Source organism: Mesoplasma tabanidae (assembly GCF_002804025.1).
Lineage (GTDB): Bacteria > Bacillota_I > Bacilli_A > Mycoplasmatales > Mycoplasmataceae > Mesoplasma > Mesoplasma tabanidae.
On record NZ_CP024969.1, the window covers coordinates 338,915 to 352,807 of the forward strand.

12 protein-coding genes are annotated in these 13,893 nt (G+C 26.0%); 10 read left to right on the forward strand and 2 right to left on the reverse strand.

The window, feature by feature from the left end; genetic code table 4:
• Positions 1 to 53: 53 nt before the first annotated feature.
• Genes MTABA_RS01560 through MTABA_RS01575 form a run of 4 tightly spaced genes read left to right on the forward strand, consistent with a single transcriptional unit; the run spans position 54 to position 7,543 of the window.
• Positions 54 to 1,109, forward strand: coding sequence for a phosphatidate cytidylyltransferase (locus MTABA_RS01560; protein ID WP_100679448.1), 1,056 nt, complete (start codon positions 54 to 56; stop codon positions 1,107 to 1,109).
• Positions 1,110 to 1,123: 14 nt separating this feature from the next.
• Entirely contained in the window at positions 1,124 to 2,398 is a 1,275-nt protein-coding gene (gene rseP / locus MTABA_RS01565) for an RIP metalloprotease RseP (RefSeq protein WP_100679449.1), read from the forward strand.
• Positions 2,399 to 2,410: 12 nt separating this feature from the next.
• Positions 2,411 to 6,892, forward strand: coding sequence for a PolC-type DNA polymerase III (locus MTABA_RS01570; protein ID WP_100679450.1), 4,482 nt, complete (start codon positions 2,411 to 2,413; stop codon positions 6,890 to 6,892).
• A gap of 21 nt (positions 6,893 to 6,913) precedes the next feature.
• Positions 6,914 to 7,543, forward strand: coding sequence for an NAD(P)H-dependent oxidoreductase (locus MTABA_RS01575; protein WP_100679451.1), 630 nt, complete (start codon positions 6,914 to 6,916; stop codon positions 7,541 to 7,543).
• A 135-nt stretch (positions 7,544 to 7,678) separates the two neighbouring features.
• Here the strand turns inward: MTABA_RS01575 and MTABA_RS01580 are convergent, their stop codons facing one another.
• Both MTABA_RS01580 and MTABA_RS01585 read right to left on the reverse strand, forming a co-directional pair.
• Positions 7,679 to 8,416 (reverse strand): hypothetical protein, encoded by a 738-nt coding sequence (locus tag MTABA_RS01580; RefSeq protein WP_100679452.1) that lies wholly within the window; start codon positions 8,414 to 8,416, stop codon positions 7,679 to 7,681.
• An 8-nt stretch (positions 8,417 to 8,424) separates the two neighbouring features.
• On the reverse strand, positions 8,425 to 9,348 hold the full coding sequence (locus MTABA_RS01585) for a leucine-rich repeat flightless-interacting protein (protein WP_100679453.1): 924 nt from the start codon (positions 9,346 to 9,348) through the stop codon (positions 8,425 to 8,427).
• 229 nt (positions 9,349 to 9,577) lie between these two features.
• Between MTABA_RS01585 and MTABA_RS01590 the strand changes: the two genes are divergently transcribed.
• From MTABA_RS01590 to MTABA_RS01615, 6 genes are all read left to right on the forward strand, one after another.
• Positions 9,578 to 10,171, forward strand: a complete 594-nt coding sequence (locus MTABA_RS01590; RefSeq protein ID WP_100679454.1) for an NAD(P)H-dependent oxidoreductase — start codon at positions 9,578 to 9,580, stop codon at positions 10,169 to 10,171.
• 57 nt (positions 10,172 to 10,228) lie between these two features.
• Positions 10,229 to 10,453, forward strand: a complete 225-nt coding sequence (locus tag MTABA_RS03865; protein ID WP_167373321.1) for a hypothetical protein — start codon at positions 10,229 to 10,231, stop codon at positions 10,451 to 10,453.
• A gap of 974 nt (positions 10,454 to 11,427) precedes the next feature.
• Positions 11,428 to 11,922, forward strand: coding sequence for a ribosome maturation factor RimP (gene rimP, locus MTABA_RS01600; protein ID WP_100679455.1), 495 nt, complete (start codon positions 11,428 to 11,430; stop codon positions 11,920 to 11,922).
• 9 nt (positions 11,923 to 11,931) lie between these two features.
• Positions 11,932 to 13,347, forward strand: coding sequence for a transcription termination factor NusA (gene nusA, locus MTABA_RS01605; RefSeq protein ID WP_100679456.1), 1,416 nt, complete (start codon positions 11,932 to 11,934; stop codon positions 13,345 to 13,347).
• Positions 13,334 to 13,597 carry an RNase P modulator RnpM gene (rnpM, locus tag MTABA_RS01610; protein WP_164919781.1) on the forward strand — a complete coding sequence of 88 codons (264 nt, stop codon included), beginning with the start codon at positions 13,334 to 13,336 and terminating at the stop codon, positions 13,595 to 13,597. The genes nusA and rnpM overlap by 14 nt, the downstream gene beginning before the upstream one ends.
• Positions 13,584 to 13,883, forward strand: coding sequence for a L7Ae/L30e/S12e/Gadd45 family ribosomal protein (locus MTABA_RS01615; protein WP_100679457.1), 300 nt, complete (start codon positions 13,584 to 13,586; stop codon positions 13,881 to 13,883). Before rnpM ends, MTABA_RS01615 begins: the two co-directional genes overlap by 14 nt.
• The last annotated feature ends 10 nt before the right edge of the window (positions 13,884 to 13,893 follow it).

The window sequence follows — 13,893 nt, forward strand, 5'->3', positions numbered from 1 at the left end:
ATAATAAAATTTGTTAAAATTAATGTAATTATATTTTCAGAGAAAGGAATCTTATGAGTAGTAAAATTGAAACAAATCAAAGTAGATTTCTAAATTTAAAAAACAATAGTTTTTTTATAAGGTTTGCATCAAGTATTATTATTGTAGCATTGATAATTTTGTTTATTTCAACAGCAATATTAAGTGAAGAATTATGAGTTAATTTGAAAAATGTTCATACAGCAAAAATTGTAAGTCAGTCCCTTGGAGTTGTAATGCTATGTATTTCAATATCAATATTAATTTTTTGTATTTACGAATTAGCAACATCTTTAAAAATAAAAAATAAGTGATTTATAACAATAATGGAAATATTAGCTTTAGCAATATTTTTAGCTCCGATAACTTCTAAAATGAATTTAGAACAGCTGTTTATATATCAAGGATGAGCTTTAAAATCAATTTTTTCAGCATGATATATGCAGATTATATATTTAATATTATTTTTAGTTATTTCATTTACATCTGGTTATTTATCAGGCATTGAAATGAGAAAACTTATGATGATAGTTGGAACTTCATTAATAATAATTTTTGGTTTAAAAGGTTTTACATATATTTCATTATCTAATGATTATATTTCTCAAGAATATTCAAGTATAAAGTTTGGATATATTACTGCGATCTGAATTTGATTAATTGTTATTTTAACAGATACGTTTGCTTATATATTTGGAGTAGCATTTGGTAAGCACAAAATGGCTCCAGTAATAAGTCCTAAAAAAAGTTGAGAAGGAGCAATAGGTGGTTTTGTGACTGCATTTGTTGTTGCAGTTATAATGGCAATATTATTTTTCTTCTTTATGAATTCTCATGCAGTTTTTAAAGACTATATGAGTAACATAGAAGAAAACTTAGGGAAAGGAATAGTTATATTCTTATACATATTACTTGCAGCTTTAATATCATTTATAGGACAATTAGGGGACTTATTCTTTTCACTGATTAAGCGAAAAAATAATATAAAAGATTTTTCAAATTTAATACCAGGACATGGTGGAGTTTTAGACAGACTTGATTCATTCATGCTTGTATTCTTATTTATGTATTTATTTACATTAATTAACTAATTAAAGGAGTTCATATGGGAAGTGTACTTATAGTAATTTTATCTATATTAATTTCAATTATTGTTGTATTAGTGTTGATTACACTTCATGAACTTGGACATTTTATTGTTGCAAAATTATCAAAGGCATATGTCTTTGAATTTGCTATTGGGTTTGGTCCTAAATTATTTGTAATAAAAAGAAAAGAAACTTGATATTCTGTTAGATTGATACCCTTAGGAGGATATGTATCTATTGCAAGTGATTTTGCAGAACCACCAAAAGGTCGAGAAGAAGAGTTTGAAAAAATTCCTGATGCTCGCAAAATTGATTATGCTATTAAATGAAAAAAAACACTGTTTATTTTATTTGGACCGTTAGTTAACTTGTTTATAGCTTATATCCTAATATTCTCAGTGATGTTTGGTGTTGGTTATAAACCAAGTGATCCAAATTTTTATGGTCAAAACTTTGCAACAAGTTCTATAGCTTATAAAATTATATATGCAAATGAAAATAAAGGCACATTACCACCTGAAACAGAAAACAAATATATTTACAATGATTTACAAATTGCTATAACTGAATGAAATGTAAAAATTGAATCTGTTCCAGAGATATTTAGTTTTAAAACACAAAATAAATCAAATTTAGCACCTACATATTTACAAATTTCAAAAATGTTTAATGACGGAAAAAATAATATTTTAAATGAATTACATAAAAGTGAAATTAATTCTGGTTCTGTTGAATATCAATTTAAGTATGTAAAATTAGCTAATGATTACTCTGGTGATATACAAGAAACAAAAGAAACAAAATTTATAACTATAAGTAATGATAAAACAATTTCTGAATGAAAGAGAACAGGTCAAATTACAGGTATTGCAATTGCTCCACCAGATAGACATTTTAAAAATGGCGGACAAAAATTTGGTTATACATTTGTTGAAACTTGAAATCAAGCATTTTCCCTTGTAATAGGAATTGGTAAATTCTTTACTGGTGACTTTAGTGCAATTTCAGGTCCTGTAGGTATTGCAAAATCATCAATAGGAACAACTAGTGCAGTAACAACATCAATAACAGCTAGTCGAATTTTTTATGTTTCATCAATATCTGCTAACTTATTTATGTTAAACATGCTTCCTTTTCCACCATTAGATGGATATAAATTTTGAGAAACACTTGTTGAATGAGTTACTAAAAAAGAGGTTAGTCAAAAAACAAAAACAATAATTTATGCAGCTGGAGCTATTTTATTATTAAGTTTTATTGTTGTAATAACAATTAAAGATTTTATTTTTTAAAAAGGAGAATATATGTCAGACAATAAAGTATTAGAATTATTTCAAAAATTGAAAATTAACTTAAATGAAGGTGAGCTTTCATATTTTGAACATTCTGAAATTGAAAAAACTGCTATAAGTTCAGTTAAATCAAAACTTAAGTTGTCATTGAAGATAAAAAACTTTTTACCAATAAGAGTATTAAGTGAAATTCACGAAAAATGTATAGGAGCAGAAGATATTAAAATTAAATTAATTTTAAATGTTCAGCATCAAAGAATAGACAAAGAAATAATTTGTGAATATATTGAATTTATTAAAAACGTAAAATCTCAAAACAAAACAATTATTTGAAATTTTATTGAATCAGAAGGATTTGAGTATGATGATGAAGAAAATCAAATTAAATTTGTTGTTGATTCTAATGAATTAAAAAATCAGTTAACAATTGAAATGGAATATTGTTTAGCTAAACTATCTCAATTTGGATTTAAAAATTTAAGTTATGATATTCAAGTTGAAGATAAAACAGAAGAGTACATAAAACAATCATTAAAAATTGAGCAAGAAACAAAAGAACAATATAAGCAGTTTGCACCAGAACAAACTGAAAAATCACAAAATATTATTATTTCTAGACAAAATTCACAAAAATGAAATCAGTCATTAGATAAGCCAAGTTATGAAACATTTGAAGACATTGAAGAAGATGCTCAAAATATAGTTTTACATGGTAAAGTTATGAGCATTGAAATTAGAGATTCAAAAGCTAATAATCGTAAGATCTATTCAATAGGTTTAACTGACAATAATTCATCAATTAAGTGCATATATTTTGGCAAAGAAGAAGAAAGAACAATAATGGACCCCTTAACTGAAGAGGAATTGGCATCAGATAGAATTGATGAAATTCGATTAAAAAGAATTGCAAAGGGTGATTGAATTGCAGTTAAAGGTAAAACATCATATTCTCAATTTGATAGGGAACAAAACTTTATTATTGATAAAATAGGTAAAATTTCACGTTCAGAATCATCAGTTAAAGATGAAGCTAATCAAAAACGTGTTGAACTTCACGTACATACAAAAATGAGTGCAATGGACGGAGTTTCATCAATTCAAGACTATTTACAAATGGTTGATAAATGAAATTGAAAAGCTATTGCTGTAACTGATCATATCAATGTTCAAACATTTCCTGATGCGTATAATGAGTTAAGAAAAATTAATAAAAATAAAGCAGATGAAGATAAATTAAAACTAATTTATGGTCTTGAAATGAATATGATTGAAAAAGGAGATTATTGAATTGTTAAAAATCCCAAAGGTCTAAAAATAAGAGAAAGAAAAATGGTTGTATTTGACTTAGAAACAACAGGTTTATCGCCTGAATTTAATGAAATTATTGAATTTGGTGCTGTTGTATTTGATCCAACTACTGGAAAGACAGTTAAACATGATTATTTATTCAAACCAAAAGAACCTTTAAAACAATTTACCATTGATTTAACAAACATAACACCAGAAATGTTAGAAGATAAGAAAAATATTGATGATGATTTTGCTAAAATTTATGACTTAATTAAAGATAGTATTTTAATTGCCCATAATGCAAACTTTGACTTTAATTTTTTAAATAGTTTATCTAAGCGTTTAGGTTATGGTGAATTAGATAATACTGTTATTGATACACTTACTCTTTCTAGATTAGTTAGACCAGCTTTAAAATCTCACAGACTTGGTGCTGTATGTAAGAAATTTGGAATTTTATATGATGAGCATGTAGCTCACCGTGGAGATTATGATGCTGATGTTTTAAATGATTTATTCTTTAAAATAATTGCTGAATTAAAACTGACAACTCCAATTATTTATGATAATGACTTAATGAAATTAGAACCAAAAAATGATAAAGACAACGTTAACTTATTAAGATCTCGCGGAGTTCATGTTAATGTATTAGCTAAAAATCAACAAGGGCTAAAAGATATCTTTAAACTAGTTTCAATTTCTCATACTGATAACTTTTTTAACTCTCCTAAAGTATTTAAGGAAAAATTAAAAGAATTTAAAGAAAAAAGTAATATTTTAATTGGTGCAGGGTGTGTTAACTCAGAAGTAATGGAAATTGCTAGAATTGGAACTGATGAAAAACTAGAAGAAATTATTTCTTTTTATGACTATATTGAAATACAACCTCTAAGCGTTTATAAGAATTTAATTAATGATAACCAATTACAACAAGATGAATTAATAAACGTAATTAATAAAATTATTAGATTAGCTAAAAAACATAATGTTATGTTAGTTGCAACAAGTGATGCTCACTATACAAGACCTGAATTAAAAAAAATTCGTGACGTTTATATTAATGCTAAAGGACTTGGAGGAAGTAGACATCCATTATTTAGTTTTAGAAATAAAAATAAATTAATTGATTATCCTGATCAATATTTAAGAACAACAAATGAAATGTTAAAAGAATTTGCATGATTAAATGATGCAGCATTAATTCAAGAAATGGTAGTTACAAATACAAATAAAATAGCTGATATGATTGATCCAAATATTGTAGTTATTAAAGATGGTTTATTTACACCAAACATTGAAAACGTAGATACATTATTAAAAGATAAATGTTATGAAACTGCACATGCAATGTATGGAGAAGTTTTACCTGAAATTGTTGAAGCACGTTTAGAAAAAGAATTAACATCAATTATTAAACATGGATTTGCTGTTGTTTATTGAATTTCACATTTACTAGTTGAAAGATCTAATAATGATGGTTATCTTGTTGGTTCAAGAGGAAGTGTTGGTTCTTCATTTGTAGCAACAGCTTCAAAGATTACTGAGGTTAACCCATTAAAAGCACACTATAGATGTTTAAATTGTAAATACTCTGATTTTAATACTCCAATCGAAATTAAATGTGGATATGATTTGCCAGAACAAAATTGTCCAAAATGTAATGAAAAATTAATTGGTGATGGACACGATATTCCATTTGAAACTTTCTTAGGATTTGATGGTGATAAAGTTCCAGATATTGATTTAAACTTTTCTGGAGAATATCAACCAATTGCGCATAACTTTACTAAAGAGATGTTTGGTGAAAACAATGTATTTAGAGCCGGAACAATCTCAACAGTTGCTGAAAAAACTGCCTTTGGATATGTAAAAGCATTTTATGAAGAAACTGGTGTATTAGAAGAAGACATGCCAAGAAAAATTGAAATTGAAAGACAAGCAAAATTAGTTGAAGGGGTAAAAAGAACAACAGGTCAACACCCTGGTGGAATTATTATTTTACCTAAAGAGTTTGAAATAGAAGATTTCTCCCCAGTTAACTTTCCAGCTGATGATGCATCTAGTTCATGAAAAACAACTCACTTTGATTTCCACTCAATTCACGATAATTTATTAAAAATGGATATTTTAGGACACGTTGATCCAACTGCATTAAGAATGCTTGGTGATTTAACTGGGGTTAATCCAATTAATATTCCAACAAATGATCCAAAAGTATATTCATTATTTAGCAATCTTTCTGCTTTAAACATTAAAGCAGAACAGATTAATGGAGAAACAACTGGAGCTATTGGTTTACCTGAATTTGGAACAAGTTTTGTTAGATCAATGTTAAGAGAAACAAAACCTAAATCATTTGCTGATCTAGTACAAATTTCAGGACTATCACATGGAACTGATGTTTGATTAGGAAATGCTAGAGACTTAATTAAAAATAATACAGCAAACATTTCAACTGTTATTGGTTGTCGTGATGATATTATGGTTTATTTAATGGGACAAGGTATTGATGCTACTACTTCATTTAAAATAATGGAATCAGTACGTAAAGGACAAGGTTTAAGAAAAGAATGAAAAGAAATTATGCTAGCGCATAATGTTCCTGAATGATATATTGAATCTTGTTTAAAAATTAAATATATGTTCCCTAAAGCCCATGCTACAGCGTATGTATTAATGGCTTATCGAATTGCTTGATACAAAATCTATTATCCAGCAGAATACTATGCAACATTCTTAACTAATAGAGCTGATGCTTTTGATTTAAAAACATTCTTAGGTGGTTATAATGGTGTTAGAGAAAAACTAATAGAATTAGAATCAAGAAAAAATAAAAAAGATAAAATGACTACAAAGGAATTAGCATTAATGCCAGTTCTAGAAATTGGATTAGAAATGTTTAGTCGTGGAATTAAAATGGCTAATTTAAACTTTGAAAAATCTTTAGCAGATAAATATATTATTGAAAAAGATGAAACAACTGGTGAAGCTACATTATATCCTCCATTCTTAGTAATTGATTCACTTGGAGATGCTGTGGCTGATTCAATTATTAAAGCTAGAAGTGAAAGACCTTTAACTAGTGTTAAAGATCTAACATCAAGAACAACTATTACTCAAACACAAATGAAAATATTTGAGCAATTAAATGTTTTAGATACATTAGCACAAGATGAACAATTAGAATTTGACTTTTTTAATTAAAAGATAGACTGAGAGAACAATATGAAAAATTTAGCAGAATTAATGACACAAAGAAGAAGTGCTCGTGATTTTGATGTTAATTATGAAATACCTGAAGCTGATTTTAATGATATTATTCAAGCAATGAGAATGTCACCATCTTCATATGGTATTTTAGGACAAAGATTACTAGTAATTAATCGAGGAGAAATGCGTGAGAAATTAGCACCATTCTTTTACAAACAATTAAACTATGTTAATGCATCAAAATTTATTATTGTATTGGGAGTAAATCATAAAGGGTTGCAAGAAGTTACAAATCATTCATTAGATTTAAGATTTGAAGGAAACCCTGAAGGAAGAAGTACTTATGGGGCTAATATCAATAAAAACTTATTTGGTGGTAATTTAAGTGATCAACAATTAGATAACTATTCAAGTCAACAAACTTATATCACAACTGGAATAGCTACAGCGGTGGCTGCTAGTTTAGATGTTGATACTTGTATGATTGGTGGATTTAATGCAAAAGGATTAGCTGAATTTTTAATTCAAGAAGGTTTAATGCATGATTATGAAACTCCTTTTATTACAATTGCATTTGGTAAAAGTACAAAAATAAGTGGCAAAAAACTTAGATCTGAATTAAAAGATTTTATAAAAGAAATTTAAGAATCGAAGGATTCTTTTTTTATTTGGAATTATAATTAAAAAGCAACTCCTTGACTAATAAAGCCATTAGAAGTTGCAATATAAATAAATATATTCGCAAGGATGCTACATTTAATTTAAGCAATTCTCAACTATTTAATTTTTATATTTTTGAATCATGTACTTAAAATTTTCGATTAAAATAAATTCAAAATTTTTTATGTCAATTTCTTTATCATTAACGAAAATAATGATTTCTTTTTTATTATAAATTCTGTGAATAAAGTTTGCATTTGCTCTTAAATAATTTAAAAAAATTTTAAATTCAGATAATGAGTTATCAAAAGAAATTTTTTTAAGTTTTTTTTGAAATATTTTTTGATTAAGTTGAAAAGGTGAATTATAAACAGAAACTTTGCCATCATTTTTGTTAAACAATTTAAAGTTTTGATATTGTGCTTTTTTACTTTCTTGAAAATTATCAACAAAATACTTGTTTTTTTGATTTTTTAAATGAAATTTCATTGATTTAAGTTTATTTTTAAATTTAATAAAAATAACAATAATTAATGCTAATGATATTAAATAAACTATAGTTATTAATATAATATCAATTATAAAAATTTGTTCAGAATTAGCTACTAAAAATAAAAAAAATACGTAACTAATTGAAGCAAAAAAAGCACTTAAATAATAAACAATAAATAATTTTCATTTTTCACTTTTTAAAAATAAAGGTAATTTATCTAATTCTAAAGAACGATCAAAATATTTGTAAACTCATTTATATCTAACTTCTAAGTTATAATAGTTTGTAATTCATGCAGTAAAAGTTCATCCAAGACTTAAAATTATAAAACTCAAGAAAATTCAAATGTGTATATTTAAAACCATGGTCATCCTTAGAAGTTATTATAACTTATTCAAGCAGTTACTGCTCCTGCCACACTAATAACTGATAATAATGCTGGAAAACATCAAGTTAGAGACGTCACAGATGCAGTTAGTGTGTATAAAATTGCTGTTGTAGTTCTTGATAAAACATGGGCAAGCGAAATAGCACCAGAGACTGCTGAGGAAGTCTTGTCTAAGTCACTCATTTTTTTATCATATTTCAACAATGCTAAAGATATACCACCTGCTGCTGTTCCACAAAAAGCGCTAGCTGTTGTACATCCTACAGCTCAAGGCAGAGTTATACCAAATCATCAAGCAGCTGCATAAAAACCAGCAGCAGCAACAGCAGCTGTCGCTGAAGCAGTTGCAAAAGTTACTTTGGCAAGTCTTAGTTTTTTAACTAATTCCTTATTTTTTTCTAAATTTGCTGACAAACTGAAAGTTTCAGATTTAAGAGAACTTCTGCTTAAAATTTCATTAGTTTTGTTTAAATTATCAAAACTCTTTTGATTCATATTTTGATTAACATTTTCGTTTAATGCTGATTCATATGTTTTTTCAAATTCACTATTCTTATCTTTTAAATAATCAATAGCATTGGTTAAATCAGTTTTTTCATTTTTAAATTTTTCTAAAATTTTCAATGATTCTTCTTGTGCAAATTGAAATATTTGATCAGTATTTGCTAAATCATCAGAAGATTCTGACATTTTATAATTTCTAGTTAAGATTGTTTTCCCATTATTTATTTTAATATCGTTAAATAAAACTAGTGACTCTTCTTGTACATCATTTCAATTAACTTCTTGAAAATCGATTTGATTTATCTCTCTATTTATTGAACTTGTTGTATTTATGGAATAAGTTATAGTTGCTAACGCAGAAACAGATATTGCAGTTGTTCCAATTAAACTAAGTATTTTTTTCATAATAAATATATGCCTTCCTTTTTCAATCACATTTTTACTAAAATGGATTAAATTTATTATAAACACTTTTTAAAGATATTTAATAAAATAGTATTAATTAAATACTGACAATAAAAAATATATTTAATGCTAGTTCCATAAATATAATTAGAAATGTTTATTCATGGAATTAAAATAGATAACTTAAACTTTAAAAATTTTTTAGTCGAATTAACGACATAAAGAAGATATGCTGGAGTTAATTAATTTTAATTATGAAATACCTGAAGCTGATTTTAATGATATTATCCAAGCAATGAGAATGTCACCATCTTCATATGGTATTTTAGGACAAAGATTATTAGTAATTAATCGTGGAGAAATGCGTGAGAAATTAACACCATTCTTTTATAATCAATTAAACTATGTTAATGCATCAAAATTTATTATTGTATTGGGTGTAAATCATAAAGGGTTGCAAGAAGTTACAAATCATTCATTAGATTTAAGATTTGAAGGAAACCCTGAAGGAAGAAGTACTTATGGGGCTAATATCAATAAATCATTGTTTAGTGGCAAATTAACTGATCAACAATTAGATAACTATTCAAGTCAACAAACTTATATAACAACTGGAATAGCTACAGCGGTGGCTGCTAGTTTAGATGTTGATACTTGTATGATTGGTGGATTTAATGCAAAAGGATTAGCTGAATTTTTAATTCAAGAAGGTTTAATGCATGATTATGAAACTCCATTCATTACAATGGCGTTTGGTAAAAGCACAAAAATAAGTGGTGAAAAACTTAGATCTGAATTAAAAGATTTTGTAAAGGAAATTTAAGAATCGAAAGATTCTTTTTTTTATTTAGATTTATAATTAAAATAAAAAAGGAGTTTAATGAATATGGAATATAATGTTAATAAAATTTTAATAGTAGGTAATGGCTTTGATATAAATATAGGTTTAAATGAATTTTCAGTAAATGAGTTAAATGACTTAATATTTTTAAAAAAAGATGAGCAAAGAGAAGAAGTTATTAATATTTTTAAAAACTCGGTAATTGAAACAATTAATTTACCTGAAAACAATTATTTATTTGACATAAAAAGATGCAATAATTAATAAATTATTATCAGCATTACTACAATCTAAATATACTTTTAATTATTATTGTACAAAAGGAGATATAAAAATTGGCTTAGAAAGTTTTGCTCAGCCTTTTTACGAGTATTTAATAATATTTTCATTAAACACATTAAATCCTATAAAAATTGAACAAAATTTTGCTAAAAAAGTAACTAAAATATTTTTTTCAATTTAATTAACAAAATCTATAAAGATTTTAATTTAGATTCTTTAAGTAATTTTAAAAAAACAAGAATACATTTTAAATTAAACAATTACAATAAAATTATATCTTTTAATTATACTGATTTTGTTGAACAAATTTCAGGAAGAAATGATGTTCAACATATTCATGGAACACTTAAAGAAAATAATATAATAATTGGTGGAATAGATGAAAAAAACGATTCTGATTTTATTATAAAAACAATTAATGATTTAAAAATAGGTGATAATGATAATGAAGTATTAGAGATAGATATTTTTGGATTTTCATTTGATCAAGATGAAGCAGTATTTAAAACATTGTCAGAAATTAAAAATAATAATAAAATTAAAAGTAATGTTAATATCCTTATTAATTATTATTTTTATTTCGGTGAAAATAGTACTTTTGATATGTTTTGAAATAGCTTTGAAAATTTTTATGAAATGACATCAGAAACATATTCATATTTGCAAAAAATAAAACAAAAAGAACAAATTTATCATAACTATGTAAAAAAGAATCATTTATTTATCATAGGTTTAACGACAAAGGTTATTTTGATGGCTTATGACTTTATAATAGTCCATTTAATCAATATAATTACGCATTAAAATTTTATAAAAACATTTTTGATGATAAACATTTTTGTTTGTATGTATTAAATTATGATAAATGATTTTAATTTTGCTATAATATAAATAACAATACGAAACAGCAAGACTTATCGGTCTTGCTTTCTTATTGATTTGAAAGGAGATTTTAAGTGAAAAAATTTGCATCTATTAAAGATGAAATCCAAAAGATTGCTGAATCAATTTTGAAGGAATATAACTTACAAATATATGAAATAAATAATTTCTTTGATTTTGAAAGTGATGTTTTGCAAATCTTAGTTGAAGATATAACTGAACCAAACAAAGCTTTAGACTTTGATTCAATTATTTCAAGTAATGAAAAATTATCTGATGCTTTAGAAAACTTCCCAGGATTAAGTGAACCCTATATGCTAGAAGTAGCTAGTGCTGGAATTGAAAAACCAATCAGAATTAAAGATGAATTAATCAAAGCTGTTAACAGTTACATTCATGTTGAATTAAATCAACAAAAAAATGCAAGTAGTGAAATAGAAGGTATTCTATTAGATTTTGATGTAAACAAAGATACATTTAGAATCACCTACTTTTTAAAAGGTCAAAAGAAAAAAGTTGACTTTAAATATGAACAAGTAAAGTTTGCAAGATATGCAGTTAAATTTTAAGGAGAAAATATGGTAAACGGAGCACAAATATTAGAAGCATTAGCTTCATTAGAAAGTGAAAAAAGCATTAGCAAAGAAGTTGCTATTGAAGGAATTAAAGAAGGATTCCAAAAAGCTTATGAAAGATTTTTTGATACAGAAGCTGTAGTTAAGACTGAAATTAATGAACAAACAGGATCAATTAACTTGTTCCAAGAATTAATGGTAGTAGCAACTGATGATGAAATCGAAGATGATTGATTAGAAATTGTTTTAGAAGATGCTTTAAAAATCAATAAAGAAGCTAAAGTTGGAGATAAAGTATACAAACAAATTGATTTTGATGAAGAATTCTCAAGAGTAGCTGTTGGACAAGTAAGACAAATCTTCCAACAAAAAATTAGAGCTACTGAAAGAGCAATGATTTATGAAAAATTTATTCAACTAGAAGGTGAAATTGTTAGAGGTAAAATCGTTGGAATGAACGATCAAGGAACTTCATACATTTTAGATATTGATGGAGTGCATACTTCATTATGAAACCAAAAAACAATCAACAGAGAAGAGTTTGTTGTTAATGAATTAGTTGATGTTTTATTAGAAGAAGTTGCAAGAGAAAATAAATACTCACAATTAGTTGTTTCAAGAGTAGCACCTAAATTCTTAGCTAAATTAGTTGAAAAAGAAGTTAGTGAAGTTGCTCAAGGATTAGTTGAAGTAATGTCAGTTTCAAGAGAACCAGGTAAACGTGCAAAAATTGCTGTTTTATCACATGATGAAGATGTAGAACCAATTGGAGCTATTGTTGGAGTTAAAGGTTCAAGAATCAATAACATTTCAAAAGAATTAAGAGGAGAAAAAATTGATGTTGTTAAATGAGATGATGAAATCATTCCATTTATTATTAACGCAATGGCACCTGTTAAAGTTATTTCTGTAAATGAAGTTGAAGGTGAATTTGATATAGTAGTTCCTAACCAACAATTATCATTAGCTATTGGTAAAGGTGGAATGGCTGCTAAATTAGTTGCTAATCTATTAAAACGTCGTATTAACATTTACAGTTTAGAAAATGCTATTACTGATAACATGGATGTTTTATGAAATGGAAACATCACAGAAGAAGAAGTAAACAACCCAGACTTTATTAACGAAGTAAACAAACGTAAAATCAATTCACAAACAGTTAAACCAGAATACCACAAAAATTCATTCAGAAATGCACAAGCAAACAATGAAGAAGAATTAATGAGTTTCCAAGCTGAAGTTGAGGAAGAATACAATCAAGTTGAAGAGTTAATCGAAGAAACAAATGCAGTTGTTGAAGAAAATAAAGATTTAGAGTCAATTCAATCTGAATTAGAATCATTTAATGATATTTTAAATGATGAAGATGAAGAAGATTTTGAAGAAGACGAATACGAAGATTTATATGATCAAGAATAATCTAAGAAAAGATGTCGTTAGTAAAGAAATGTTAGATAAATCAGCATTAATTAGAGTTGTTTTAAATAAAAATAATGAAATTTTTATTGATTTAACTTATAAAGCAGATGGACGTGGAGTTTATGTTAAAAATGACTTAAACTCAGTTAAAATCGCTAAACAAAAGAACCTTTTAAGCAGAGGATTAAAAACAAAAGTTGATTTAAGCATTTATGATGAACTAGAAAAGTTATTTAATGAACAAAACTAAATTATTAAATGCTATTGGATTAGCTTATAACTCTGCTAAATTAATTAAAGGTGAAAAATTATTAGATTCAATTAAAAGAAACAAAGTAAAATTTGTTATCTTATCAACAGATATGGGTACTAGTCAAAAAAAGAAATTCAGTGATAAATGTAAATTTTACAATATTGAATTTATTGATGATGTATTAACTGTTGATGAAATTTCACAAGCGTGTGGATCTACCACAATTGTAGCGATTGGTGTTAATGATATTAATATTATTAAATTAATTAAAAACAATTTATAGAAGAAAGGGG